Origin of the sequence: Secundilactobacillus angelensis, assembly GCF_012641075.1 — a bacterium.
In the GTDB taxonomy this organism is placed as follows: Bacteria; Bacillota; Bacilli; order Lactobacillales; family Lactobacillaceae; genus Secundilactobacillus; species Secundilactobacillus angelensis.
In genome coordinates this window covers 1-26,590 of sequence record NZ_JAAXLJ010000019.1, presented here as the reverse complement: position 1 = coordinate 26,590, position 26,590 = coordinate 1, and the positions used below count along the sequence as shown (strand labels likewise).

The 26,590-nt window shown below is 43.3% G+C and carries 22 protein-coding genes; 12 read left to right on the top strand and 10 right to left on the bottom strand.

The features are described 5' to 3' along the window. The first annotated feature begins 1 nt into the window (after position 1). From purH to HC026_RS09670, 3 genes are all read left to right on the top strand, one after another. Positions 2–1,531 carry a bifunctional phosphoribosylaminoimidazolecarboxamide formyltransferase/IMP cyclohydrolase gene (gene purH, locus HC026_RS09680; protein ID WP_168925772.1) on the top strand — a complete coding sequence of 510 codons (1,530 nt, stop codon included), beginning with the start codon at positions 2–4 and terminating at the stop codon, positions 1,529–1,531. 21 nt (positions 1,532–1,552) lie between these two features. After that, entirely contained in the window at positions 1,553–2,803 is a 1,251-nt protein-coding gene (gene purD / locus HC026_RS09675; RefSeq protein WP_168925771.1) for a phosphoribosylamine--glycine ligase, read from the top strand. A 267-nt stretch (positions 2,804–3,070) separates the two neighbouring features. Next, positions 3,071–4,735: a putative polysaccharide biosynthesis protein gene (locus HC026_RS09670; protein WP_168925770.1), complete on the top strand. Its 1,665-nt coding sequence runs from the start codon at positions 3,071–3,073 to the stop codon at positions 4,733–4,735. A 60-nt stretch (positions 4,736–4,795) separates the two neighbouring features. Here HC026_RS09670 and HC026_RS09665 read toward each other — a convergent pair whose 3' ends face one another. Beyond that, the gene (locus tag HC026_RS09665) at positions 4,796–5,620 is read right to left on the bottom strand and encodes an NAD(P)H-hydrate dehydratase (protein ID WP_168925769.1); all 825 of its coding nucleotides are present in this window, start codon (positions 5,618–5,620) and stop codon (positions 4,796–4,798) included. A gap of 198 nt (positions 5,621–5,818) precedes the next feature. Here HC026_RS09665 and pepV point away from each other — a divergent pair, with 198 nt between their 5' ends. Next, positions 5,819–7,234: a dipeptidase PepV gene (gene pepV, locus HC026_RS09660; RefSeq protein WP_168925768.1), complete on the top strand. Its 1,416-nt coding sequence runs from the start codon at positions 5,819–5,821 to the stop codon at positions 7,232–7,234. Positions 7,235–7,246: 12 nt separating this feature from the next. Beyond that, positions 7,247–7,741, top strand: a complete 495-nt coding sequence (locus HC026_RS09655) for a universal stress protein (protein WP_232843718.1) — start codon at positions 7,247–7,249, stop codon at positions 7,739–7,741. Positions 7,742–7,799: 58 nt separating this feature from the next. On the opposite strand, the gene HC026_RS09650 is transcribed toward HC026_RS09655, so the two are convergent. Next, positions 7,800–8,465: a deoxynucleoside kinase gene (locus tag HC026_RS09650; RefSeq protein WP_168925766.1), complete on the bottom strand. Its 666-nt coding sequence runs from the start codon at positions 8,463–8,465 to the stop codon at positions 7,800–7,802. 213 nt (positions 8,466–8,678) lie between these two features. Between HC026_RS09650 and HC026_RS09645 the strand changes: the two genes are divergently transcribed. The 3 genes from HC026_RS09645 to HC026_RS09635 all read left to right on the top strand — a co-directional run bounded on the left by HC026_RS09645 (position 8,679) and on the right by HC026_RS09635 (position 14,744). After that, a complete protein-coding gene (locus HC026_RS09645) occupies positions 8,679–9,449 on the top strand; it encodes a Cof-type HAD-IIB family hydrolase (protein ID WP_168925765.1) in 771 nt (256 codons plus the stop codon). Between the two features lie 280 nt (positions 9,450–9,729). Next, positions 9,730–14,064 carry a 2-hydroxyacyl-CoA dehydratase gene (locus HC026_RS09640; RefSeq protein WP_168925764.1) on the top strand — a complete coding sequence of 1,445 codons (4,335 nt, stop codon included), beginning with the start codon at positions 9,730–9,732 and terminating at the stop codon, positions 14,062–14,064. A gap of 29 nt (positions 14,065–14,093) precedes the next feature. Next, the gene (locus HC026_RS09635; RefSeq protein ID WP_168925763.1) at positions 14,094–14,744 is read left to right on the top strand and encodes a TetR/AcrR family transcriptional regulator; all 651 of its coding nucleotides are present in this window, start codon (positions 14,094–14,096) and stop codon (positions 14,742–14,744) included. Positions 14,745–14,906: 162 nt separating this feature from the next. Here HC026_RS09635 and pgmB read toward each other — a convergent pair whose 3' ends face one another. From pgmB to mscL, 4 genes are all read right to left on the bottom strand, one after another. Continuing rightward, entirely contained in the window at positions 14,907–15,578 is a 672-nt protein-coding gene (pgmB, locus tag HC026_RS09630; RefSeq protein ID WP_168925762.1) for a beta-phosphoglucomutase, read from the bottom strand. Positions 15,579–15,600: 22 nt separating this feature from the next. Further along, entirely contained in the window at positions 15,601–18,318 is a 2,718-nt protein-coding gene (locus tag HC026_RS09625; RefSeq protein WP_168925761.1) for a glycoside hydrolase family 65 protein, read from the bottom strand. Between the two features lie 209 nt (positions 18,319–18,527). After that, positions 18,528–20,825 (bottom strand): glycoside hydrolase family 65 protein, encoded by a 2,298-nt coding sequence (locus HC026_RS09620; RefSeq protein WP_168925760.1) that lies wholly within the window; start codon positions 20,823–20,825, stop codon positions 18,528–18,530. 168 nt (positions 20,826–20,993) lie between these two features. Beyond that, a complete protein-coding gene (mscL, locus tag HC026_RS09615) occupies positions 20,994–21,359 on the bottom strand; it encodes a large-conductance mechanosensitive channel protein MscL (protein ID WP_168925759.1) in 366 nt (121 codons plus the stop codon). 183 nt (positions 21,360–21,542) lie between these two features. Here mscL and HC026_RS09610 point away from each other — a divergent pair, with 183 nt between their 5' ends. From HC026_RS09610 to HC026_RS09600, 3 genes are read left to right on the top strand one after another with little or no spacing between them, the layout of a single operon-like run. Then, positions 21,543–22,139, top strand: coding sequence for a hypothetical protein (locus HC026_RS09610; protein WP_168925758.1), 597 nt, complete (start codon positions 21,543–21,545; stop codon positions 22,137–22,139). 21 nt (positions 22,140–22,160) lie between these two features. Continuing rightward, positions 22,161–22,400 (top strand): hypothetical protein, encoded by a 240-nt coding sequence (locus tag HC026_RS09605; RefSeq protein WP_168925757.1) that lies wholly within the window; start codon positions 22,161–22,163, stop codon positions 22,398–22,400. 41 nt (positions 22,401–22,441) lie between these two features. Then, a complete protein-coding gene (locus HC026_RS09600; protein WP_168925756.1) occupies positions 22,442–23,149 on the top strand; it encodes a CPBP family intramembrane glutamic endopeptidase in 708 nt (235 codons plus the stop codon). Positions 23,150–23,260: 111 nt separating this feature from the next. Here the strand turns inward: HC026_RS09600 and HC026_RS09595 are convergent, their stop codons facing one another. Next, positions 23,261–23,725, bottom strand: a complete 465-nt coding sequence (locus HC026_RS09595) for a MarR family winged helix-turn-helix transcriptional regulator (RefSeq protein ID WP_168925755.1) — start codon at positions 23,723–23,725, stop codon at positions 23,261–23,263. A 129-nt stretch (positions 23,726–23,854) separates the two neighbouring features. Continuing rightward, a complete protein-coding gene (locus HC026_RS09590; RefSeq protein WP_168925754.1) occupies positions 23,855–24,406 on the bottom strand; it encodes a biotin transporter BioY in 552 nt (183 codons plus the stop codon). Positions 24,407–24,544: 138 nt separating this feature from the next. On the opposite strand from HC026_RS09590, the gene HC026_RS09585 reads away from it, so the two are divergent. Continuing rightward, positions 24,545–24,856 (top strand): YbjQ family protein, encoded by a 312-nt coding sequence (locus HC026_RS09585; RefSeq protein WP_168925753.1) that lies wholly within the window; start codon positions 24,545–24,547, stop codon positions 24,854–24,856. 157 nt (positions 24,857–25,013) lie between these two features. On the opposite strand, the gene HC026_RS09580 is transcribed toward HC026_RS09585, so the two are convergent. After that, positions 25,014–25,466: a TM2 domain-containing protein gene (locus tag HC026_RS09580; RefSeq protein ID WP_168925752.1), complete on the bottom strand. Its 453-nt coding sequence runs from the start codon at positions 25,464–25,466 to the stop codon at positions 25,014–25,016. A gap of 262 nt (positions 25,467–25,728) precedes the next feature. Further along, positions 25,729–26,157: a hypothetical protein gene (locus HC026_RS09575; RefSeq protein ID WP_168925751.1), complete on the bottom strand. Its 429-nt coding sequence runs from the start codon at positions 26,155–26,157 to the stop codon at positions 25,729–25,731. Positions 26,158–26,590 lie beyond the last annotated feature (433 nt).

Genomic DNA, 26,590 nt, shown 5'->3' with positions numbered 1-26,590 from the left:
TTTGGCTAAATTAGCATTATTGAGTGTGTCTGATAAAACTGGCATTGTAGAATTTGGTTCCGAACTGACAAAGCGCGGTTACGAAATTATTTCTACGGGCGGAACCCTAAAAACGTTGGTTGATGGCGGTGTTCAAGCAACCCCCGTTGAGGACGTGACGGGCTTTCCGGAAATGCTGGATGGCCGCGTTAAAACGCTGCATCCGCGCATTCACGCTGGTATTTTAGCAAAACGCGATAATCCTCAGCACATGGCTAAATTAAAAGAAAACGGCATTGACCCAATTGATCTCATCTGTGTGAACCTATACCCCTTCAAAGAAACCATTCAAAAAGACGGCGTAACCGACGCAGAAGCAATTGAACAGATCGATATTGGGGGTCCTTCAATGCTTCGAGCAGCTGCTAAAAATTTTCAAGATGTCACTGTCATTACTGACCAGGCTGATTATTCGGAATTTTTGGAACGGTACGATGGTAATCAATTAGATGTCGCTTATCGACGCCATCTTGCAGCTAAAGTCTTTCGTCAGACTGCAGCTTATGACGCCTTGATTGCCAAGTATATGACGGAAGAGTCCTTCCCTGAGAAACTAACGGTAACCTACGAAAAAGTCGAAGACATGCGTTATGGTGAGAATAGTCATCAGGCCGCAGCTTATTATAAGGAACCAATTCCAGATCAGTATTCATTGGCCAACGCTAAACAATTGCACGGTAAAACACTCTCATACAATAACACTCGTGACGCAGATGCCGCACTTCGAATTATTGCCGATTTTGACAAGCCAACTGTGGTGGCATTAAAACACATGAATCCTTGTGGGATTGGTGTCAGCGATGATCTGCTATCAGCTTGGAATTTAGCCTATGAATCAGATCCAATTTCCATTTTTGGTGGCATCATTGCTTTGAATCGTAAAGTTAATCTCGCAACAGCAGAAAAAATGCACGCTTTATTCCTGGAGATCATCATTGCACCTGCCTTTGATGATGATGCATACGCAGTGTTAGCTAAGAAGAAGAATTTGCGGATCTTGACGCTCGACTTTGGTCAGGTGAACCCAAATCAAAAAGATATCGTCACCGTGCTTGGTGGCGCACTTTATCAAGATGCAGATACGGTTCATGAAACGGTGAACGACTTTAAGGTAGTCTCTAAAACCCAACCAACTGAAGCACAATTAAAAGCTTTGGAATTTGGTCAAACTGTTGTAAAACACGTGAAGAGCAACGCAATTGTTGTGACGACTGCAAACCAAACTTTAGGGGTTGGTGCAGGCCAGATGAACCGGATTGATTCTTTAAAAATTGCCGTCGATAAAGCAGAGGAAAAGCGGGCTTACGATGAAGCTATCGTTGCCTCAGATGCCTTCTTCCCAATGGATGATTGTGTTGAATACGCAGCTAAGCATGGGATCAAAGCAATTGTGGAACCAGGTGGCAGTATTAAAGATCAAGCTTCAATCGATAAAGCGGATGAATATGGTATTGCACTCGTATTTACAGGCGTGCGTCATTTTAAACACTAATTTTAAGTGGGGGCTAAGATAATGGAAAACTGGTTAGTCGTCGGTGGCGGCGGTCGCGAATACGTCTTAGCACAGACGCTGGCCAAAGCACCCAGTCGTCAGGTATACGTTGCACCTGGCAACGTCATGATGAACAAAATACCGAGAGTTCAGACCGTACCAATTGATGAAATGGCTTTTGATGAGCTCGCTGAATTTGCAAGTCAGCATCACGTTCAGTGTACGGTTGTGGGACCTGAACAACCGTTATCAGCAGGCATTGTGGATTATTTTGAGAGCAAAGATCTGCTAATCTTTGGACCGAGTAAACAAGCAGCGCAACTGGAATCATCCAAAACGTTTGCCAAGCAAATGATGCAACAAAGTGGGGTGCCAACGGCTAATTACCGTGAGTTTACCGACTTGGCTGTGGCACTGTCGTACGTTCATTTACAAGAACCGCCACTGGTGATTAAGGCTGACGGATTGGCTGCTGGCAAGGGGGTTATCATTGCTAATTCATCAACTGAAGCAATGGCTGCCGTTGAACAATTGGCGACAAATGGCTCTAAAAAGCTGCTTGTAGAAGAATATTTGCAGGGTGAGGAATTTTCGCTATTTGCCATGGTTAATGGAACAACCTTCGTTACCATGCCGGTTGCTCAGGACCATAAACGGCTGGCAGACGGTGATCAAGGCCCCAATACTGGAGGTATGGGCGCTTATAGTCCTGTGCCGCACATCGACGACAAAGTAAAAGAAGCGGCCGTCAACGACATTATCAAACCAATTTTGAACGGGATGGCTGAAGCAGGCACGCCATTTAACGGCTTTTTGTATGCCGGCTTAATCAAAACCGATAGTGGAATCAAAGTCATCGAATTTAACGTTCGAATGGGTGATCCTGAAACTCAAGTGGTTTTACCACAGCTTGAAAGTGATTTAGGTGATCTCATTTTGCAGTTGAAGCAGGGTAGACAGCCGCAAGCACAGTGGCAACAAGGTGAATTTTACTTGGGAACGGTGGTTGCTTCCCGTGACTATCCCCGCGCTGTTGTGAATGGTCGGCAGTTACCCACGATAACGGATGCCGACGTGGCTGTGAGTTATGCGGGCGTCATCGAAGACAATCAGCACATCGTCAGTCATGGTGGTCGGGTGTTAATGGTCACCACCAAAGCTGCTGATTTGAAGACGGCTCAAACCAGGGTCAATTCGGTGTTAGGGGCTACCGTTGATCAAAATGACTACACATTTCGGCATGATATCGGGTTTCATGCAATTGGCGAGTAATCTTGTACTTTGGCCATACACAAAATGAGAATTTGATTCATAAAAAACACTATGACTGAAAATCATAGTGTTTTTGGTATGTTAGGTTCAGATAAATGTTTAAGGAAGTTTAAAGAACAGCCTCAAAGTCTGCAAAACTGGTATTATTAAAGCTTATGGTAAAGTAGTTTGAATGACTTCTACATAAAGCATTGCTGAAAGCTCAAAAAAATATTAAAATTATGTGTAATTTGTAAAGAATGGACGAATGAAAGCAGGTATTTTTTAATGACTGAGACGTCAAATCACAAGGAATCTGGCAATTCAGTGCCGGACTCAAAGGACCAAATGGTGACAGGGTCTGCCTGGATGACCGCGGGTAGCATTTTTTCGAGAATACTTGGTGCCATCTATATTATTCCATGGCGCGTCTGGTTTGGTACTTATTTCTTCCTAGGAAATGCCCTTTATGGAAAGGGCTATAATATCTATAGCTTCTTTCTGATTGCAGCAATCGCCGGAATACCTTCAGCGATTGCTAAACAAGTGGCACACTATAATGCCATGAATGAGTATGGTGTTGGCTTTCGGCTGTATAAGCATGGTTTTGTTCTCGCGGCCATAACTGGTCTCGTTTCTGCAGGATTGCTTTACTTTGGCGCACCACTTTTTGATGGTGGTGATCCTCACGTTATTCCCGTATTGCATTCTCTTGCTTGGGCAGTGTTAATCATTCCAATCATGAGCTTGTCCCGTGGTTTCTTCCAAGGATACCAACAAATGGCACCATCGGCAATTTCACAATTTGTGGAGCAGCTTGCCCGAGTTTTGTATATGCTTGGTTCGGCATTTGTGATTATGCAGGTCCTTCATGGTAGTTGGATTACTGCTGTTTCCCAGTCAACATTTGCAGCCTTTATTGGTGCACTTGCAGGGACCCTAACATTGGGTTGGTACTATTTAAAGAATCGATCAAACTTCAACTACTTGGTTGAAAACAGTAATAATGAAATTGTGGTTCCTGCCAAGCAACTTTATCAAGAGATCCTACAGCAGGCTTTACCATTTATTGTGCTTGGAGCTGGTATCACTATTTTTCAATTGATTGATCAATATACGTTCTTTAATTTTATGCGTGGGACAGGAATCACGTCCTCAGTCATGCTTAACAATTTATTTGCGATGTTTAGTGTTAATGCTAACAAATTAATCATGATTATTGTTTCATTGTCTTCTGCATTAGCAATTACCGTGGTTCCGTTGTTGTCTGAAGCATACACTCGAAACGACCGCAAGGATATTAGTAGCCAACTGACTAACTCTGTTTTGCTGTTTGAATTTGTAATGATTCCTAGTTCACTGGGGATGGCGGCAGTTGCGCATCCTCTAAATATTATGTTTTATGGGACATCTCACAAAGAATTAGCCATTTCAATACTGGCCTTTTCAGCCTTTGTAGCAATTATGTTAGGTTTGTTTAGCGTGACTTCTGCCATCATGCAAGGTGTCTCTCAGAATAAACGGGCGGTCCGTTATTTTGCGGTGGGTACGATTATAAAACTAGTATTACAGTGGCCATGCATTCATTACCTGGGTGTTTTTGGCCCACTAGTATCAACTACGCTTGGTTTTCTCGTTGCCAACTTTTTGATTATTCATTGGCTCAACCAGTCCTTTGGCATTGATTTTCCTAGTATCGCTAAGAAAACTAACGGGATTTTGGCGTTTTCACTCATAATGTGCGGGGTTGCTTACGTATTGGTGAAATTATTGAGTCGAATATTCGGAATGTTTATGGTAGTTGATTCATTCTGGGGCAGTTTCGTCGTGTTGCTTTTTGCGGTTGGTATCGCGGGTTACGTGTACGTTTATCTTGTCTTACACACTCGTTTAGCCGATACCGTACTTGGCGACCGAACCAGTCGTTTGAGAACGATGTTGCATATTAAGTAAATCCATTGAAAAATAACGCCTTATTCCCAAAACGGGGATAAGGCGTTATTTTAGTCACGATTATGATTGATGTTCATGCATGTAACGAGGGAGCTGGTGGATAATTTGCGTGGGTAATACCACGTACTGATTCTCGGCTAGCTCATCAGCGATGGCGCTGTGGGCGTAGACCGCAGCTAGGACAGCGTTGGTTTGATTAGCAAACTGTGCTGTAAAGCCACCAATCATTCCGGCTAGGGTGTCACCCATGCCACCGGTTGCTTGAGCGGGTGTGCCTGCTTTATTTAGGAAGCCGCCAGCAGGTGTATAGATTTTGGTTTGGTGGGATTTGAGAACGACGATGCCACCTAACTGTTGGCGAACGACTTCGTTAGCTTCGTCAGTTTGATCTGCAATCTTGATGCCGGACAATCGCTGCCACTCCATTTGATGGGGGGTGAAGACTAACTTCGCCTGAGGGAGTTTAACATTTTTTTCAGATAGCAGGGTGATGGCTGAGCCATCTACAATCAGTGTCTGCTTGGGGGTAACAGTGCCAAAAACCGCTTGGAGTACTGATAAACTTTGGGGAGTTGTTCCCAATCCTGGGCCAACGACAACCGTATTTGCAGCCGAAACCAACTCAGTTAGTTCATCCTGATGAGTAAAATCAGCCACCATTGCCTCTGGCATCCGGGAATGTAGACTAACAAAATTACTAGGATCAGTCAGCGTGGTATTCAATCCAGCACCACTGTAAACGCTAGCTTCGGTGGCCATTAGAATTGCACCGCCAAAATGATCATTGCCACCGATAAGGCACACCCGACCATAGGTACCCTTGTGACTTTCCTGTGGCCGAACGCGAATCGTTTGCGTTAAAATTTCGTCTGTGAGTGTTTCCACAATTATCGCCTTCCTGTAGTTAAGTCTTTAACTCGAGTATAGCATGTTGTGTTAAATCTGTGACGGATTTTAGTGATCGGGTAGTGGATGCTTGCAGGGGAAAAAGATAAATTTAAAGGTCTGTTCAGCAGTCTGCTCACTCTCGAAAGCGGTTGTATGCTAGAATAGTATTGAGAAATCATATTGGGAGGCAACCAAATGTCAATTGATTGGAAAGCAGCTGCAAAGCAACATCAAGCAGCTTATGTAGATGATTTAACCAAGTTGATCGCCATCGAAAGTGTTCGTGACGATACTAAGAAAACTGCTGATGCACCGTTGGGACCAGGACCCGCACAAGCGCTTCAAGCCTTTTTGCAAATGGCTGAGCGTGATGGGTTCAAGACGACTAATTTAGATAATTTAGCCGGCTTCGTGGAATATGGTGAAGGTGATGAGACTATTGCCATTCTGGCTCACGTTGACGTGATGCCAGCTGGTGAGGGATGGTCAACTGAACCATTTACCTTGACTGAAAAAGATGGCAACTTGTATGGCCGGGGTACTTCTGATGATAAGGGACCAGCGCTTGCTTGTTATTATGGTTTGAAAATTCTGAAGGAACAAGGCATCAAGTTGAACAAGAAAGTCCGCTTCATTTTGGGTACTGATGAAGAAAGCAATTGGACAGGGATGACCCACTACTTCAAAACGCAGCCAGAACCAACCATGGGTTTTTCACCAGACGCAGAATTCCCGTTGATTAACGGTGAGAAGGGGAACGTAAGCTTCACTCTGACAACTCAGGGATCAAACGGCAGTCAGTATCGCTTAAATCATTTCAGTGCTGGCTTACGCGAAAACATGGTACCACGTGATGCCCAAGCAGTTGTTGAAACTGACGATAACGAGGCGTTGGTTAGTGCCTTCACCGCATTTCTTGATGAGGCCCCAGTAACCGGTGATGTTCACATTGATACTGATGGTGTTCATTTCCATGTGATCGGCAAAGCGGCTCATGGTATGGAACCGAAAAACGGAATCAATGCCGGAACTTATCTTGCGTCCTTCTTAAAAACCTTGTCATTTGGCGGGGATGCTCGTGCATTCGTTGAACTCCTCGGCGGTGACCTCCACGATGATTCCCGTGTTCACAAATTAGGTTTAGCCTTCACCGACAAAATCATGGGTGATTTAACCATGAACGTTGGGGTGATGGATTTTGATGCCGGCAAACCAGGGAAAATCGTATTAAACTTCCGTTATCCAAAGGGAATGACCGCAGATGATATCCAAGCTAAGCTCACTGAAGTTGCTCAACAAAATCAGTTTGAACTAAGTAAGGGTCGAGAAATGGTACCGCACTATGTCGACCCTAAGGATCCGATTGTGACCACGTTGATGGGTGCTTACCGTGAGATGACGGGTAATGACGCAGCCAAACCAGAAGTGGTCGGCGGCGGGACGTACGGTCGGTTAATGAAACGTGGTGTGGCGTTTGGTGCACTTTTCATGGATCATACACCGGATACCATGCACCAAGTGGATGAGTTCCAACCAATTTCTGATTTGATGATGGCAATGGCAATTTATGGCCGTTCAATCGAAGCATTGGCAAACGAATTGCCGGAATAAGGAGTGATGGCATTGGCACAGCTGAGTAATTATCAAAACGTTATGGTCGGCGTCGACGGGTCGAAGCAAGCAAAACGAGCGGTTCAAAAAGCAATCGCGATTGCTAAGCGTAACCAGTCAAAACTCTACATTGTGAGTGTCCTAAACGTGAGCAAGCTGACGAATCTTGGCAAGGCTCAATTCGGGTTTGGCGCGGTGGATCCAGACGTACTTGATGAATTTAAGCTTAAGATGGATCGGCTGGTTGCGGGTTACCGTGATCAGGCAACAAAGGCGGGAATCAACCAAGTTGAAATTCACGTCACTTTTGGACATTCCAAAACGGAACTGGCCAAGAATTTGCCACAATTGTTGGGAATTGACCTAATTGTTATCGGGGCCACAGGTGTTAATGTGGTTGAACGAATGATGATGGGTTCCACTGCTACTTACGTTGTGGCCAATGCTCAAGCTGATGTCTTAATTGTTCGCACTGATTTAGACAATCAGCCACTTGATCAATTATAATGACTGACAAGAAAACCGGCTTCAGTACACGTTTGAGTGTGCTGAAACCGGTTTTTGATTACATTGCGTTTGAGATCGACTGTGAATTTGTACTTCTGATTTTGCTCAGTGCCTCGTCAACTTGGTTCAAGACAACTTGAACGTTTTGAGGATCTTCAAGGTTGTATTTTTGCAGGTCGATTTTGATCTTAGGACTGACATCAAATTCGTCATACCACTTCTGATAGGCAGACCACATCTTGTAGTAGTATGCTTCTCGTTCAGGATGGCCTTCAATTTGTTCGTAATCCCGACCGCGTTTTTTAATCCGGTAAAGGATCGTTTCAAAATCGCTGCTAGCATAAACGAGTAGATCAGGTGCCTTCTTTGGCAGGCTATCTAGTTCATTCATCATGTTGTCTAACAACTTCAGGTAAACGGACAGTTCAGTGTCGCTAATGTTACCTTCGGCGTTGTTTTCCTTTGTAAAAAGAGCATCTTCATAGATGGAACGGTCTAGGATGTTGTTATCATCAGCCAAGGCCTGTTTGATCATTGAAAAGCGCTTGTTTAAGAAGTAGATCTGTAACAAGAACCCGTATTGTTTTGGATCCGAATAGTATAAAGGTAGTACTGGGTTTTCGCCCACTGGTTCGAAGAATGCCTTGGTTCCTAAATGATCCGCAAGCATTCCCGTTAAAGTTGTTTTTCCAACACCAATCATTCCGGCTGTAATAATCACCATAATAGCCCCTCTTTTAATAAAATATGCAACATATAGTGTACCATAGATTACGTAGATACTACATGTTCTTTTTAATTTTTTTAGGATTAAGCGCTTTAATTACCAATATATCAGACTTTCAAAGAATAATTTAACCATAAGGCGTCTAGGGCTAATGACAAAATAACTAGTAGTATAATCAAAGGTAAAGGGACAAAGGAGCGTGGATGGATAATGTATGATGCAATCGTATTTTTTGATTTGGATGGTACCTTGTTTGACGACCAAAAGAACGTTTTGCCAAGCAGTATTGCCGCAATCAAAGAAATGACAAAGAACAATATTTTGTCAGTGATTTCTACGGGCCGTAATGTTTTTGAAGTGCAATATGTACTGGATGAAACGGGTCTTGATACAATCGTCAGTGCCAATGGGAGCTACGTTCAGTATCAGGGGAAGAAACTTCATCAAGAAGTGATTCCAGAAGACGTATTGGATGAATTCACCGATTACGCTAATCAGCAAGGAGATCCAGTAGGTTACTTCAATAACCGCGGCTTTCGCTTGAATCAAGCAAATGAGGCGACCAAGGAAAACTTTAAACTGTTACGTCTTGATGCCAAAGTAGACCCTGATTTTTACCACCACGAACAGATTAATTTCATGAACGTTTTTAATGAAGATAAGGAAGAACAATATCAAGAACGTTTCAAGGGTGTTCTGTCCTTAGTCCGTAACAATCCTAGAGCCCTGGATACCATGAACGCGGGCGTTTCTAAGCGAACCGGCATTCAAATTCTGTTGGAGGCCGCTCACCTAGAAAATATTCATACCTATGCGTTTGGCGATCAGCTGAATGATTTACAAATGTTTGAAATGGTTGATACACCAATTGCCATGGCCAATGGTCACAAACTCGCCAAAGAGAAGGCGGCATACGTGACGACCTCTAATATGGATGATGGCATCGTTAATGGCTTGAGGCATTTCAATTTAATTAAATAGTCGAACCATAACAACCCAGCTTGGATGTTCACTTAAATGGACGTTCAAGCTATTTTTTTGGTCAGGAATAATATTCCAGTAATATTCTGACGAAAAATTCCTACTTGTTTACCTATAAAATCAATAATTTGATATGCTATTGAAACCGTTCCCAGTCCGGGTTTACTCTAAGTGAGTAGTCACTTTACTTTTTAAAAAGTAAAGGTAACCGGGTGATAATTTTTGTGAAGCGGATTAATTTCACAGTTGATTATTAGATTTACAAGTAGAGGTGAGTGAAATGACAGAAACGAAATATTTTGGCGGTATCGATGTTGGCTCCACCACGGTGAAACTCGTGATTATGGATCAGGACAACCAAACCGTTTTTTCACGCTATGAACGACATTATTCAGATGTCAAAACAGCCACTGAAAAAATCTTTCGCGAAGCAATTTCTGAATTAGGGGCAGACGTTAAAATTGCTTGCACGATCACGGGTTCAGGCGGTATTGGGTTGGCAAATCTGCTTCAGTTAAAGTTTATTCAAGAAGTGATTGCTTGCACCAAAACGGTTGAAACCTTGATCCCTCAAACTAATGTGGCCATTGAACTTGGTGGGGAGGATGCCAAGATTACCTTCTTTGGCGATTCGTTGGAACAGCGGATGAATGGTAGCTGTGCCGGTGGTACGGGTGCATTTATTGACCAGATGGCAACCTTGCTTAAAACTGATGCTAACGGTCTGAATATCATGGCTAAGGATGCTGAGACCATTTATCCCATTGCCAGTCGTTGCGGGGTGTTCGCCAAAACTGACGTGCAACCACTGATCAATGATGGTGCTAAGAAGGCCGACATTGCAGCGTCAATTTTCCAGGCCGTTGTTAACCAAACAATCTCCGGCTTGGCCGCTGGGCATAAAATTCGGGGCAACGTCGCTTTCTTGGGTGGCCCACTGTACTTTATGGATCAGCTCAGATACCGGTTTATTGAAACGTTAAAATTAACTCCAGAACAAGTGGTCTTTCCAGAGGATCCCCAATTGTTTGTCGCAAAAGGGGCAGCTTTATATGCTTCTGACCAGCCAGAAACCACTTTAAATCATTTACTGGATCAGTTGCTCAACGGCGACGATTCAGGCATGCATCCAAGCCATTCGCTGGAACCGTTATTCGAGGATGATAATGAGTTACAGGAGTTCCGGAAACGGCATGCGCAAGCTAAGGTTGAAACTCGTGACTTAGCCAGCTATCAGGGTGTTGCTTTCTTAGGGATTGATGCCGGATCGACTACAACTAAGGTTGCGTTAATGAGTGACGATAACAAGATTCTCTACACTTACTATGACAGCAATGATGGTGATCCGCTGGAAAAAACTAAGACGATCTTACGGGATATGTACAGTAAAATTCCGGCTGGTGTCACCATTGGCAAGACAGCTGTGACTGGCTATGGCGAACACCTCATTAAAAACGCCCTGATGGTTGATATTGGTGAAGTGGAAACTGTCGCCCACTACCGGGCTGCACACTATTTCGATCCGAAAGTTGATTTCATTTTGGATATTGGTGGTCAGGATATGAAAGCCATGACCATTAAGAAAGACGCGTTATCAACGATTAAATTAAATGAGGCTTGTTCTTCTGGTTGCGGATCATTCCTGGAAACCTTTGCAACCTCGCTCAATTATAAAATTCAGGACTTTGCTCAAGCAGCATTGCTGGCAAAGAATCCATCAGATTTAGGTTCTCGTTGCACCGTCTTCATGAACTCAAAGGTTAAGCAGGTTCAAAAAGAGGGCGCTACAATTGGTGATATTGCAGCAGGACTGTCAGTTTCGATTATCAAGAACGCCTTGTTTAAGGTGATTAAAATGCGTCGGGTAGAAGACATGGGGCACCATATCGTCTGCCAAGGCGGGACCTTTTATAACGAAGCCGTTTTAAGAGCGTTTGAAAAGATTGCCGGTACTAAAGTTGTTCGGCCCAACATTGCTGGCTTGATGGGGGCCTATGGAGCCGCATTGATTGCTGAAGATGATTACAAGAAAGGCGACCAAACGACTCTACTATCAGTAGATCAAATGGACAATTTAAGCTTCAATAAAGAGTACATGCATTGCGGTGCCTGTGAAAACAACTGTGCGTTGACCATTACCGTTTTCAATGATGGTCGTCGATTCGTTACGGGAAACCGTTGTGAACGCGGTGAAGCCCGTGGCATGAAACAGCGGGTGCCAAAGGATAACGGGAAGGTTAATTTGGTTGCTGAAAAGTATAAGTTGTTGTTCAGCTACCGGCCACTTCGCAAGAAGCAAGCATATCGCGGTACGATTGGAATTCCGCGGGTACTGAACATGTACGAAAACTACCCGTTGTGGCAAACCTTCTTCCGGCACCTCGGCATTCGTGCTCAGCTATCGCCGAAAGGGACTGCTGAACAATACGAAAAAGGCATGGAAACGATCCCATCGGACACGGTTTGCTACCCAGCCAAACAAGTGCATGGACACATTCAGGCCTTGATTGACCGTGGATATGAAACAATCTTTTACCCAGCCGTTGTTTACGAAGTAGCTGAAAATAAGGACTCGGATAATCATTTTAACTGCCCAATCGTGCAGTCATATCCTAATGTGATCCGCAATAACGTGGATGAAATCACCTCGGGCCAAGTTGACTTGATTTCTCCTTATCTGAACTTAGCTGACAAAAAGGGAACTGCCAACAACCTGGTGGATGCCTTGAGCAAGTTTAATATCAGCCGCGCTGAGATCAAGGAAGCCCTTGAAGCAGGATATAAAGCCCTGGAAGACTTCAAGCTGCAAATTCGTAACCGTGGTGAAGACACGATGCGGATGCTGATGACCACTGGTGAGCACGGTATCGTTCTTGCTGGTCGGCCATATCACTTGGACCCGCAAGTTAACCATGGGATTTCACAAATTATGACTGCAGAAGGATTCCACGTGCTCACCGAAGACTCAATTGCCCATCTTGGTGACGTTAAAGGTCTTCGAGTGGTCAATCAGTGGGTATACCACTCACGGCTTTATGCCGCTGCGAGAGTTGCTGCTAAGACGCCTCAATTGGAATTCGTTCAGTTGAATTCCTTTGGCTGTGGGATCGATGCCATTGACACTGACCAAGTTGAAGAAATTATGAGCCAGTATAATCGGCTCTACACTTCTTTGAAGATTGATGAAGGCACCAACATGGGTGCCATCCGGATTAGATTACGGTCACTGAAAGCTGCTGTTAAGGAACGTCAGAACCGCAAGATTTTACCAATGAAACTGCATGAAAACGAAAAACCTGTTGACTTTACACCGGAAATGCACAAAAAGGGATACACACTGCTGCTACCAATGATGTCCCCAATTCACCAGCACGGACTGGTTGACGTGGCGTTACGTGCTTCGGGCTATAATGTCGTTAACTTGCCAATGAACGACCGGAAATCAGTTGATGTGGGTCAGAAGTTCGTCAACAACGATGCCTGCTACCCAGCTATCATATCCATTGGTCAAATGGTTGAGGCATTCCAAAGTGGTAAGTACGACGTCAATAATACCGCCGTGATGATGACTCAAACCGGTGGTGGTTGTCGGGCAACCAACTACATTCCTTTGATTCGCAAAGCCTTGAAGGATGCTGGTTTCGGCCAAGTACCCGTCGTGTCGCTTTCTCTGGGAAATCAAGGGGTTGAGGAAACGCCTGGCTTCAAGATGTCCTTGCCATTGTTGCGTCGGGTTGCGATTGCCTTCTTATACGGCGATTTGTTTGAAAAGGTGGTTTACCGGACTCGGCCATATGAGTCTGAACCTGGCCAAATCGATAAGATGCACGAAGACTGGTTGAGACTAGTACGACCTTCGATTGAAAATGGCAGCTTTAAGGAATTCAAGCGTAACGTCAATGAAATTGTTCAAGACTTTGATACAGTCAAGCTCAATGAAGTTCGCAAGCCTAAGGTCGGATTAGTTGGTGAAATTCTGGTCAAGTACTCACCGATTGCCAACAACGACATTGTTCATTTGCTGGAAAAAGAGGGCGCCGAAGCGGTTGTCCCAGACATTGTTGGCTTCATGAACTACTCGCTCTACAACCAAATTTACAAGTATCAGCATTTAGGTGCTTCCGCCAAGGCCAAGTGGTTTGCTGAGTTTGCCATGCAAGTGATTAAGTGGTGCGAACAGCCAATGCAAAAAGCATTGAGCGCTTCGAAACGGTTTGAACCAAGCGAAGCCATTAAAGAAGTTGCTGATGACGCCAGCAAGATCTTGTCGCTGGGTAATCAGACTGGTGAAGGCTGGTTCCTCACTGGTGAAATGATTGAATTGTTGAAGAGTGGTGTGCCAAACATCATCTGCATGCAACCATTTGGCTGTCTACCAAACCACATTGTTGGTAAGGGAATGGTCAAAGAAATTAGACGACAGTTCAAGGGTGCAAACATTGCTCCAATCGATTATGATCCCGGTACTTCAGTGGTTAACCAACTGAATCGGATTCGGTTGATGTTAGCCACTGCCAACAAGAACTTAGCAGCTCAAAAGGCTGAGACAACTGAAAATCAGCATCCTGCCAAAGCACAACTGGCTAGAATCGGTACCACAGTCAATGGCAGGTAAAAATGAACGATTAAATTGGAGAAATTGCCATGAAACATACTGATGTGGAAACATTATTTGCCGATAATATCAAAACAACTGATTTATCTGAGAAGCAGCAAAGGGTTTTGCAAGCGAGTTTGACGCTGTTTGCAAAAAAGGGCTATGAGAATACCAGTACTTTGGATATTGCCCATTTAGCGGGTGTTTCTGAAGGCACGGTGTTTAAACATTTCAAAACTAAGGACGGCTTGCTCCAAGCGATTTTGAATCCCTTCTTGCACGATATATTTCCGCGGGTGGCCGGTGAATTCTTGATGAGTTTGCACGAAAATCCCTTTGATAGTTTTGAGTCCTTTATGAGATATGCGGTTAAAGATCGAATGACTTACGCGATGGATAACCGTCCGGAGATGAAGATTTTTATTCAAGAAATGGTGAAGGATCCTTCAATCATGACCAGCCTGACACAGCGCTTGAGCAAGCTACTTCAAGGCGGTGTGGATAGTCTATTTCATGAGTACAAGGAGAAGGGCGAGCTAGTTGATTGGGATTCTATGCGTATTATCCGGATGGCTAGCGGTGTGATTGTGGGCTATTTGATTCCCAATATCATCATGAGTGACACGCCATTGGATATTGATAAGACCACGGATGAGGTCTGTGAGTTCTTGTTGGATGGATTGAGGCCTAGAGATTGAAAAGAGTGAGTGGCAAAACTCGGTAGATTCCAGAATGTAAGACAAATAAGGTTAATTCCGGCGTACTTTGTCGGAATTAACCTTATTTGTTTTACATGGCCGGAATCTGAGTTTTGACGCTCGATTAGGCTATATTGAAGTAATGATCAAAAGGAGACAGGCTTATCCCATCGCCTTTTCGATGTTTGCTAACGTCATCTGTGACGTATCATCAAACCGGACGTCGGCAGCTGCAAGGGTCTTTGCATCACCAATGCCAACTGAGGTTTCGTTGGCGGCATTGATTGCCTGAATGCCAGCCTTAGCATCTTCAACGCCGATGCATTCCTCTGGTGCCAGATTAAGTAATTCAGCACCCTTGATGTAAATTTCTGGATCAGGTTTACCCTTTGAAAGGCTGGCCGGATCAACGACTTTCGGAAAGTAATCGGTCAACTGTAACTGTTTTAAAACGGTTGGGCCGTTTTTGGAAGCGGAAGCCAACGAAATCAGATAGCCTTTGTCGCGCAAGTCGTCTAGAAATTCTTTGATTCCTGGTAGGATATTGGCTGGTGTCATTTGTTTAATTTCGTTGACGTAGTTGGTGTTTTTTTCGGTGGCTAAAGCGACTTTTTCATCTTCTGAATAGTCGTTTTCCTTCCCACCAGTCTTTAAAATAAGTTCCAGTGAGTCCATCCGAGAAATCCCCTTCAGACCTTCCTCGAGTTCTTTATTCCACGTGACACCTAATTTTTCGGCTAATTGCCGCCATGCTTTCGTGTGGTACAGTGACGTATCAGTGATTACGCCATCCAAGTCGAAAACGAAACCTTTGATCTGTTTGAACGTTGTCATAAAAAACACCCCTTAAGTTAAATTAGTAGTCAATGACTTTTTCCTGGTTAGCTTTCAGTTCAACTGGCTTACCCTGAAATTGAACAGTGGAATCGCCGTCAGCAGTGACGTGAATCTGCGACTGAGTAATTGTAAAATCATACCAGTGCCCACGAATGAATTGTTTAAATGAAATTGAGTCCCATTCGGCAGGGAGGTTAGGGTGTAAATCAATCTCACGACCTAAGCTGTCAACACCGCCGTAGTTCCGGGTTTCAATCATCAAGGTTGCGCCCATGACACCTAGGTGAATCCCTTCAGCCGTGGTACCGCCTTGAATATCGTAATAATCAGAGAACAATGCTTGGCTGAATAGCGACCATGATTGATCCATGTTGTCGTCCATTTCTGTAAGAACTGAGTAGACAATCCGTGAAAGCGTTGAGCCGTGGGTCGTTCGATTCAGATAGTACTGAATGTTCTTGGTGAGATATTCCTTTGGCATGTGATAGCCGAGTTGATTTAAAATGTGGTCAACTTCTTTAATGTTCAAAACATAGTAGGCCATTAGAGTGTCAGCTTGTTTGGCAACTTGGTAAGCATCTGGCGTTTTGTCTTCGGCCTTCAAAATACGATCCATCCGCGAAATATCCCCATACTTACGCCGGTAAGCATCGAAATCAAGGGTTGGCAGATTGAAGTAACCTTCGAACTGAGCCATGATGCCATTTTTATTAATATCGAGTTTGAGTTTGTGAGAAATATCCGTCATTTTATCAAACAGAGAATCGTCAAATTCACTCTTCTTTTGAACGGCCTTAAAGGTACTCTTAGGTACTTCTGGTTGTAGTTCAACTAAGTAGTTGAATAGCCAAGCCACCATGATGTTAGTGTAGGTATTATTGGTCAGGCCTGGTTCGTCAGCGTTAGGGTAGTTTTCGTGGAATTCGTCTGGTCCCATGACGTGAGAAATGCTGTAGCGTTTTTCTTTAGGATCATAAGTGGTGGCACTGATCCAGAATTTAGCAATCGACAACAGCATTTCCAAACCATACTTATCCATGAATTCATGATCACCAGAGACTTGTGTGTAGTTGATAACGTTGTAGGCGATTGCTAGGGAAACGTGTCGTTGTAGACGACTGTTGTCGGGATCCCACTGATGAGTGATTGGGTTCAAATGCAGAAATTGCGATTGTTCATCACCAGTTTGCCCGGATTGCCAAGGGTACATGGCACCGTCGTAATCTTCCTGTTTAGCGTAGGCCCGGGCGGCGTCTAAGCGACGATAACGGTACATCAATAATTGCTTCGTTAATTCTGGATAATGCAGTGTGTAGAAAGGCAACACGAACATTTCGTCCCAGAACACATGACCACGGTAGGCTTCACCATGAAGGCCGCGGGCGCCCACTGATGCGTCCAATTTACCGGAACCGACTGCCGCCGCGGAGACCATGGTGTGGAATAGGTTGACTCGAGACAACTTTTGACTAGTAATATCCGTGTTAATTTTCACGTCAAAGTTGTTCCACGCTTTTTTCCAGTAATCTTGACTTTGTTGAGCAGTTTGATCGTATGAAGCGGTTGCAATATCGTGATTAGCTGTCTCCATTAATGAGTCAGCTGCGGTTTCGCGGTCGGTGTAAATGGTAACGTTCTTTTCAAACTCATACGTCTTACCCACACTGACGTCCGTTGTCAGGATCTGTTGAAGTCGATTATCCTGATTGCTAACTTCAATTTGTGGTTGCTTTTTAGCTTCCACGAGACGCAAATTGCTCCCAACAACAAACTGAATGTGGGAGTTTTTGGTTTCACCGGTCATGTACATCTCGTTTTCTCGAGAACTCATACCAGTTATCTGTAGGTGATGCTGGTCAAAGTCCTGGTACCGGTCAACGTTGCCATTGATGATGGTACCGTCGATTTCTGAGTAAATCTGCAAGGTACCACTGAAATTTAACGGTGTAATCGCGTAGTGGATGGCGTAATCGTGCCAGTTGGTCATGTTAGCGACCTTGGTGGTCACGATGGATAAATCGTGTCCGGTGGATAATTGCACGTGCATGGCAGTTCTTAATACCCCATGCTTCAAATCCAGACTGCGGTAGATATCTTGAATATCTTTTTTATTGATCTTAAAGGGCGGTTGACCGTCCACACCAAAAGTCATGAATTGCGCGTTAGGCATGTTGACCAGATCTTCATTAGTCACGTCACGGTCACCGATTTTAGTCGTTAACTGGTTGTAGACGCCAGCAACGTAGGTTCCAGGATAGTTGTCTTCATCTGCGTGAGCTTCGACGTAGGCGCCGCGCAGACCAAAGTAACCGTTACCAATAGTCAGCATGGCTTCTTGACCATAGTTGCGTTTCTTTTCATATTCGCCAAAGTAGTCCAAATGCCATTCGTTGTAGCGCTGTTTATGTTTAACGGCCTTATCAAGCCCGTTTTTTTCAACGTCACTTTGTGAAACGACCGGAATATTTAACATATTAGTAATGGCTAATCCAATGTCAATCCGATTGTGATTAATGCCGATAATCGTGTCGGAAAATTCATACTCTAAAGAGTTCAACAAAACCGCGGCGTCGATTTTTAAACCAGCCAGCGCCACCTTGATCTTTTCCAGGTTATCGCCAATTGTTTGCTCAGTATTGTAGGTGATAATGAACTTTCTGAAAGGTTCTTGATTATCATTTTCTGAATACAGCAATTCTATCGAGTCTCGTTGGACTCGTAGTGCAATTGTTCTCATAATCAGTCCTCTTTTCTATGAGTAATTCGTCATGCCTCATAACTTAATGATAAGGGGTTGTCACAAATATCGCAAACAACAGGGCTCGCGAAAATGAATCGAGCCTTAATTCTTAGGTGTTTTTAACCATTTCGATTATCATTAGCCAATAGTGAATTAGTACAAAAAGAAAGATTGTCTCATGAAAATTGCGTGTTGATGATGTTGAATTACTTTAAAAATTGATTCACAAGTTGCGTCTTTGTTAACTGCAAGGGTTTATGTTTCAAGTAAAACTGTAAGGGATCACCTGACAGTAATTTGACGGTGATTGCTGACTGGGTGATAGTGGTTTCAATCTGTCGGCCGTGAAACCAGATTCGAAACCGGAGACTGCTCCAAGCTTCTGGCAGTTCCGGTGACAAATTGAAACTTTCTTTTTCCAAACCAAGTCCCGCAAAGCCGTAAATTAAACTCAGCCAAGTACTACCCATGTTAGCCGCGTGAATGCCATCACCGGTGTTCCCTTGAGAATCACTCAGATCCATCATGACAGTCTGCATAAAGTATCGATAGGCGTCGTCAGCATGATGCAAGCGGTGCGCGAGAATCCCAAAAATAGCTCTGGACAAAGAAGAATCGTGGACAGTGATGGCTTCGTAATAGTCAAAATCACGTTTTAACTGCGCGCTGTCCTGATCCTTTGGAAACAGAAAATCGGTCATGACGGTGTCTGCTTGTTTATTAACTTGGTAGTGGTAGATGGTCATCGGATGATAGTGCAGGAGTAGCGGAAACTGGTCTCGTGGTGTTTCTTTAATCGGCCAAACCGGTTTGCTGGTAGAGAGGTCGTCTTGCTTCTTAATTTTTAATTCGTCATCATATGGCAGATACATCTCGTCAGCAGCATGATTAAATGCTTCAACTTCTTTGTCAGTGACGTTTAGAGCCACCAATTTTTCTGGATGACTAATTTGTAACTGCTTAGAATATTTAACAGCGATACTCAAATTATTTTGTGCCATTCGGTTAGTAAAATAGTTGTTGCTGACCATGGCTGTATACTCATCGGGACCGGTCACGTCATCAATCACGAACTTACCGGCATGCAGCTCATCGGTTGCCCAATGCCCATACGCTAGCCAAAAGCGAGCTGTTTTCACAATGATTTCATAGCCGTAGTCGAAGAGAAAGTCATCGTCACCGGTGACCCGAACGTAGGTATCCACAGCGTAGGCAATATCAGCATTAATATGAACTTGGGCGGTTCCAGCCGGGTAGTAACTGCTGGATTCTTCACCGTTAATCGTGCGCCAGGGGAACATGACACCATTGTCCACCGCCATTTCCCGAGCGCGATGCTGGGCTTGTGGCAGCGTATGGTACCGGTAGAGCAACAGTTGTCTGGCGGTGGCCGGTTCGGTATAAGTAAAGAAGGGCAACATGAACATTTCAGCATCCCAGAAGTAGTGTCCCTCATAGCCGGGACCCGTGAGCCCTTTAGCTGGAATGCTAGTCAGACCGTTACTGCCAGCAGCTTGGTATAGGTGAAAGAGGTTGAATCGAATCCCCTTATTAAGCCCTGCATCGCCGGTAAGTTCAATGTCGCTATTTTCCCAAAATTGGTCAATTTTGGCCACTGATTCATCCAGTAACTGTTTAAAGGACTTATCTGCTAGCCGTTTCTCAGCTGTGGCAGCGAAAGATGATTGGGATAGCGTGGTCTTCAAGAGGGGCTGTGGTGCGCTGATGGCATAGACAAAACTAAAGCTTTGTGACATCCCCTGAGTTAAATCAAAGGTTTTACTGTAACTAGGTAAATCGTCGATCATGGTCACCTGCATCTGGTTATCATCTAACGCTTGTTGTGCGATGATCAGTGCTAACTGACTCTTCCTGGTGCTGATCATCATGATAGGCAATTTGCTTTGAATAAAGGTACGGTCTAAGCCGGTTTCCGGTTGTGAAGCACGCATGTCTTCAACGTGGGACTGAATCTGTTGGTTAATGTAGGGATGCTGCTTGATTACGGTGAGTGCACCGGTGAAATTTAAAGCGGAAACACTGTATTTGATGACGAATAAGTGATTATTAGCGTGGGACGCGAAGGATTGCAGGGTCAGTCGAAACTGTTTATTAGTTGGGCTTTGAATGTCAAAAATTTCGATTAATACGCCATTGCGCATGTCTAAGTTCTTATCCACTAATTTGACGTCATAGGGGGTTTCGTCGGAACGGATGCCGTCCAATTCAAAAATGATGAACCGTGGATCAGGCAGTTGGCAGATGGTTTGGGAATTCTGTGCGTACCCCGAGTAATTTTCACCATAGGAAAGTTCGGTCAAATCGTAAAAACCGTTCACAAACATGCCAGGCTGGCCGTTAAAATGACTACTGTTGCCTTGCAGCGGGTTAGAAGCACGGACGCCGAAGTGCCCATTTGCCAAGGTATAAATAGTTTCAAAGGTTTTTTCGTCTTGAGGCGGAAGCTTTTGTAAGTGAATCTGAAATGCATCGTTTACGTCCATTTGAATTGTCCCCCAATGAGTTGATAATTTACGCCCATTATAAGGCAAAAGTTAGGGAAGTTAACCCTTAACGCAAAATTTGTATTGGTGATTGAAACGAGCTGGTAAAGACAAAAAATAGTTTGCTTCCAGTCACTTTGACTGAAGGCAAACTACCTTAATGACACGTTATTTTTCTTTGAGTAAGTCCCTGATTTCCTTCAAATAAACTTCTGAAGCGGTGGGTGCCGCTTTTTTTGTCTCAGCATTGGTCATGATGCGATTAATGAATTTGACCATCAAAAAGACGACAAAGGCAATAATCACAAAATTGATGATGGAATTGATAAATAGGCCGTAACGAAAATGGGCGCTGCCAACGCTAAAAACCAGGCCAGACAGGTCGATTTTACCAATAAATAGGCCAATGAGTGGATTAATCAGATTTTTCGTCAGTGAAGTCACGATTGACGTGAAGGCGGCACCAATAATGACCCCGACAGCCAAGTCCACTACGTTACCACGAGCAATGAATGCCTTAAATTCTTTTAACATATACTCACCTCATATTAATTGATTAGTTTCATCATATCTAATTTGACGTGAGGTGCGCAATAAAAATGCAGAATGGCAACAATATGCTTGAACTATTGATTTAAACTTGCTACCTTTAAAACACGGAATAAATTTATGACTAGTGGATGCGGACCTGATCGATGTTTTACACGGAGGCAGACAATGGAAACAGTTCGAGAACAGCTATCAGCTGCCCAGAAAAAGGGCAGACTGGTAGAAATTTTTCGCTATGGTGATGAAGCACATTTTCTGGCAGGTAACGTCGTGGCGGTGGATAATAAGTTTTTGTTACTGAAACGCGTCAATCAAAATGGTGCTACGGATGGCGCAATCGTTATCCGAATCAACACGATTTCCAAAGTTGCGACGCAGTCTGATTACTTAAAGTCGTTGATTGCAATCGTTGCGTTGGCTCGAGAACGCCATTATGTTGACATTTGGCACGTGGAAAAACTGTTAAGTGAGCTTGATTTTAGTCATCGGTCAATTTTAAAAGCAACGTTAAAGTGGGCGTTCAAGGCTGATCAGGTCGTTAGCCTTGGCATACATCCTGGTCGATCCGAGAAGACCTATACCGGCTTTATTGCGTCTTTGAAGCATGAAAAGCTGCACTTGAACGTGGTTGACCCCACTGATCTGGAAGCTCGTTGGCAAGTTAAACTGGCCTATGCTGATCTGAATTATGTTGAAGTTGGTAGTTTTAATACCTTTGGGATTACAGCTGTGCTGGAACGTTATATGCCTAAGGATTATCATTAAACAAGTAAATGAGGTTATCGCTTGAAAGGATTAGCATACTTTTTAATTGTGTTGTTTCCAGCATTGATTATTGGAACCACCGTGTATTTAACCCGTAGTTGGCCACCGACTGGCAGTTTGACCATTGTGACCTGGACGATTGCTTGGTTGATTTCCATGATTATTGTAACGGTTCTGTATCTGTTATTGATTCATCGACCGAACATGAAAAGGCTACAAAATTCCAAAAAACCAAATACTGGGGAAAGCAAGCAGCATTAATTTTGCTGTCTTCCCTTACATATTGAATAGGGGGTGGCGACATGCAACAACTTAAACAACCGACTGATCCAACCAAGCCATCGATATTCACACGGCTTTTATTATTTGTCACGTATTTCGTCGCTATCGAAGCAGTGCCAGTGGTGCTGGTTGGGATTCGAAATGCTGCACAGAGCCAATTATTAATCCGTAGTGCTCTGGCATTGGTTTACCTTGGTGGCTTCGTTGTCATCATTTTTGCGTTAATGCATAGTATGAAACACGTTGCAACTCGACCTTTTTGGCAATGGCCAAAGTTAAGAGATGTGCGGCTTATCTTGCTTACATATGTCACGGCGATTGTTGTTGAGTTGGGTTTAGATTTAATTAACCGTAGTGTCTTCCATCAATCGCAAACAGCTAATAATGAAGCAATTAAGACGCTATTGTCCAGTGACCACTGGATCTTTTATTTATTGATGTTCTCGGGCGTTTTTCTGTCTCCTTTTGCCGAAGAATTATTGTTCCGGGGCTATTTGATGAACGCTTTCTTTAAACCGGACAGCTTTTGGCTACCAATTATCGTCAGTGCCGCCTTGTTCTCCTTGGCTCATGCCAGTACCACAATCGTGAGTTTCCTGATTTACATGGCGTTGGGCTTATTTTTAGCGTACACGTATCGACGCACGAAAAACTTGGGCGTATCCATTGGGTTGCATATGTTGAATAATCTGATTGCCATGATTGGAATGGCAGTGTTGATACAATAATCGATACAACTCGTTATATGCCTAAATTTAACAAAAACACGTATTCCGATTATGCTCGCCGGAATACGTGTTTTTATGAAATAAATGGAGCCTGTCTATATCTGCGTAACATCAGGCTTCTTGAATCAAATCTTTGTCACTGATATCATCAAGTTCACTCATGACTTGGTGAATCTGGTCAATTAACTGATGATAGTCAACTCCGTTAAATGACATTAAGTTAATGCAGTCATTGACGCGTTCATAAACTTCATCACGTTTTTCAACGGCGTATTCAGTAACTGAAACGTTCACTTGGCGTTCATCTTGATCACTGCGTTCCCTGGAAATCCAGCCTTGTTTTTCTAACCGCTTTAATAGTGGGGTTAAGGTACCACTATCTAAGTTTAAATGACTGCCGAGTTCACGAACAGTCATTGGCGAAGTTTCCCAAAGGGCCAAGAGGGTGATGTATTGCGGGTAAGTTAGATGAAATGGTTTTAATGCATCTTGATAAAAGTGGTTGAATTTTTTGCTGGCGCTATAAAAGGCGAAACAAAGTTGATCGTCTAGTCGGCGTGGCGTGGTATTTGACATGAAAGAACCTTCCTTCCGAAGTATTATTAGATAAATCGTGTGCAACTAAATTGTTCTGTTGCTGTCATTTTATCCTGTTGTTACTAATTTGTCTATAATGTTGAAATAATTATTATAATATTTATGCTATTAATTGCCTTCCCGTCCCAAGGGCAAGGATACGCGTTGTTGAATTAATTGGACAACGGCAACTACCATGATGATTTTAATCACCGCGGGGATGAGGAACGGGACGAAGCCAGTTAAAAAAGCCGCAGGAATACTTAATTGGTTGCTGACTGTAAGCCAGAGACTACCCATTATTAATTGTAAAATTGCGCCAACTAGATTAGCAACAAAAAGCACTAACACACCCTTTTTTCGATTGTTCAGCAACCAGGCGGTAGCGGTCACGTATACGAAAAATCCCCATAAATAACCAGCAGTTGGGCCGAAAAGGGCAGCTAAGCTAGTGGAACTACCAGCAAAGACTGGCAGTCCAAGCAGCCCTAGGAGCAGATACAGAAAAATTGCTTTTTGCCCCGTTCGTACGGTCAGCAGTGAGGCAATAGTGCCTACCGCTAGGGTTTGACCGGTTAACGGAATCGGACCCAATGGAATGGTGAGTTTGGAACAGACAACTAAAATAGCGGCAAATTGACTGGCGAGGATCCAGCTGAGCAAGGATTGATTTGAATTCATGATTGGCCTCCAACATAGGTTATGTTAGAAAATATCGCATAAGCTGGATATAGTCAAGTATTTAATCTGTGATTCCCGATAAAATAATGCGCGAACTAGTTGGAATGAGTATAATTGAGTCCTAAGGGGGGCGGTAGAATGTTCATGTCAACTGGCGGGTTTAATCAAGCCCATGTTATTAAAGGTGTTATTACAGTAACGGTTTCTACCATGCTGACTTCTGAAAAGCCGGATGAGTTCTCAAAGTTTGATGGTCTTTTTGATCAGGCTAAGCAGAAGCTGTTTGAACAAGCAAAGCAAAAGCAAGGCGACGGTATTGTGGATGTTTCTTTCGACACCGAAGTCGTCCGGATGAGTGTGGCGCCAAAGTTTTTAGTGGTACACGGGTATGGTACTGTGATTTCTTTGCCAACGAAGAATAACAATACAGATATTGAGGATCATAAATAAGTTCCAGCATCAGGCAGCTAACAATCGCATGGTTTCAGTTGGGCGGGAGTGAGTTGCTTTTTTCGTCAAAAAAGACATCGTTAAACTCACGTTTAACGGTGTCCAGGTGTTCTTCATGATGATACGTACCAATAATAGCAGTGATAATTTCGATGAATTAGTATTGATTTTGATCTTGATTATTATTTGTTGAATTAGGATTGCCCATTGGTTGTCCATTAACATTGGATGTATAGGCTTGATTTGCATATGGACCAGCTTGTCCGGCAAAGTTATTATTAGGCATACCTCTACGGCTCAAGACTTCCTTGGCAGCTTCTTCTTCGACACTGTTTTGATCCTCCTGAAGCCAACCAGCGATTAAAAATAGGTCAACGATGGTCCAGATACCGGTGACAATCAGTCCAAAACCGAATGTCAGGACACTAATCAATGTCATAGCAATTGCTGAACCGATTTTGTTCATGTAATAGCGGTGACCACCAAGAGTTCCTAAAAGCACACATAAGATATAGGCTACTGCGGCAGATTTCTTCCGCTTTTGAACTTCAGAATTGACCAACATCAATTCATCGTTTGTAAGTTGACTCAAATAATATTGATTGTTCATGTTGACTTCCCCTGTAATCATTTCAGCTTTTAAAGTCGTCCGTATCTGGACTGGAAACTCTAAGACTAAATCTACCACAAATTGTATATCTTAAACAGTGTCCCAATCGAGTTTATGGGGCCTGTCCTGATGAAAATTTCACTTCGTAGCCGAAATTGATAAACGAGAAAATTGGAACTTACGATTTGAAAGTTGTTTCGAATGGTAAGGCAGGTAAATAATCTTTGTTCATTAACCAGAGATGAAGGATACGTAAGTGATTTTAGTATCCCGCTGGACGATATGTCGCTATCAAACCGGTTGTTTGATGATGGTTTTTAACGAATTTATTATAGCTAATCAGTTTTAACGTTTTGCCGTTACGTGCGATCAGATAATCTAGTTTGACTTCAGGATGAAATTCGGTCCCTGGGTAGATTCCTTGAACACGATAGTAATGAGCATTGTATTTATAGTATCTTATTTTAGTTTCTTTTCGAGTGGCCCAAGGACCGTTACCATTCCAAATGACAGATTTACCGATATTATGAGTATACTGTCCATTTTTTGTCGTATAATGCCGCCAGTTGCCACGAATGGCTTTAGGGGTACCTTTGTGCCACGTAGCAGCTTGAACATTAGGAGATATTATCATGGTCCCACTAACTAAGCCGATTGCAATTGCAATTTGAGTTGTAATAAATTTATTCATAAGAACGTCTCCAAATCTATAATTATTTGTTAGGGGTAGCGGTCTTCGTGGTTGCTGTCCCAGATAGAAGCAATAATTTACGTGAAGCTTTGCATCTAGTATCACATGCGTTGTAATGGTAGCCATCTGAACTTCTGGCCAAGTAAGCTTTAACCGTGAATACTGCAACAAAAGAATAACTCTGATTATTTTTCTCTAACGAAGTTTATGTTACTCTAGTCAGCTTATTAGTTAAAGAATTGCAACAAATTAATAGAGTGGGCGCTAATGGTTGAAAAATTGGGATTTCACTGAAAACTAATTCACGCTCTTGTATCAATTTCACCTGAGTAATGTTCATTTTGTATCATTTCTATTCATTTTATGCAAAATAAAAACGCCCATTTCTAGGCGTTTTCAGTCGTTATAACATGATTTAATCACGTTTATTATG

What these genes read in the sequence shown, in the direction of transcription:
- purD (WP_168925771.1), top strand. Translation starts at nt 1,553, where the DNA reads ATGGAAAACTGGTTAGTCGTCGGTGGCGGCGGTCGCGAATACGTCTTA.
- HC026_RS09670 (WP_168925770.1), top strand. Translation starts at nt 3,071, where the DNA reads ATGACTGAGACGTCAAATCACAAGGAATCTGGCAATTCAGTGCCGGAC.
- pepV (WP_168925768.1), top strand. Translation starts at nt 5,819, where the DNA reads ATGTCAATTGATTGGAAAGCAGCTGCAAAGCAACATCAAGCAGCTTAT.
- HC026_RS09650 (WP_168925766.1), bottom strand. Translation starts at nt 8,465, where the DNA reads ATGGTGATTATTACAGCCGGAATGATTGGTGTTGGAAAAACAACTTTA.
- HC026_RS09645 (WP_168925765.1), top strand. Translation starts at nt 8,679, where the DNA reads ATGTATGATGCAATCGTATTTTTTGATTTGGATGGTACCTTGTTTGAC.
- HC026_RS09640 (WP_168925764.1), top strand. Translation starts at nt 9,730, where the DNA reads ATGACAGAAACGAAATATTTTGGCGGTATCGATGTTGGCTCCACCACG.
- HC026_RS09635 (WP_168925763.1), top strand. Translation starts at nt 14,094, where the DNA reads ATGAAACATACTGATGTGGAAACATTATTTGCCGATAATATCAAAACA.
- pgmB (WP_168925762.1), bottom strand. Translation starts at nt 15,578, where the DNA reads ATGACAACGTTCAAACAGATCAAAGGTTTCGTTTTCGACTTGGATGGC.
- HC026_RS09625 (WP_168925761.1), bottom strand. Translation starts at nt 18,318, where the DNA reads ATGAGAACAATTGCACTACGAGTCCAACGAGACTCGATAGAATTGCTG.
- HC026_RS09620 (WP_168925760.1), bottom strand. Translation starts at nt 20,825, where the DNA reads ATGGACGTAAACGATGCATTTCAGATTCACTTACAAAAGCTTCCGCCT.
- mscL (WP_168925759.1), bottom strand. Translation starts at nt 21,359, where the DNA reads ATGTTAAAAGAATTTAAGGCATTCATTGCTCGTGGTAACGTAGTGGAC.
- HC026_RS09610 (WP_168925758.1), top strand. Translation starts at nt 21,543, where the DNA reads ATGGAAACAGTTCGAGAACAGCTATCAGCTGCCCAGAAAAAGGGCAGA.
- HC026_RS09600 (WP_168925756.1), top strand. Translation starts at nt 22,442, where the DNA reads ATGCAACAACTTAAACAACCGACTGATCCAACCAAGCCATCGATATTC.
- HC026_RS09595 (WP_168925755.1), bottom strand. Translation starts at nt 23,725, where the DNA reads ATGTCAAATACCACGCCACGCCGACTAGACGATCAACTTTGTTTCGCC.
- HC026_RS09590 (WP_168925754.1), bottom strand. Translation starts at nt 24,406, where the DNA reads ATGAATTCAAATCAATCCTTGCTCAGCTGGATCCTCGCCAGTCAATTT.
- HC026_RS09585 (WP_168925753.1), top strand. Translation starts at nt 24,545, where the DNA reads ATGTTCATGTCAACTGGCGGGTTTAATCAAGCCCATGTTATTAAAGGT.
- HC026_RS09580 (WP_168925752.1), bottom strand. Translation starts at nt 25,466, where the DNA reads ATGAACAATCAATATTATTTGAGTCAACTTACAAACGATGAATTGATG.
- HC026_RS09575 (WP_168925751.1), bottom strand. Translation starts at nt 26,157, where the DNA reads ATGAATAAATTTATTACAACTCAAATTGCAATTGCAATCGGCTTAGTT.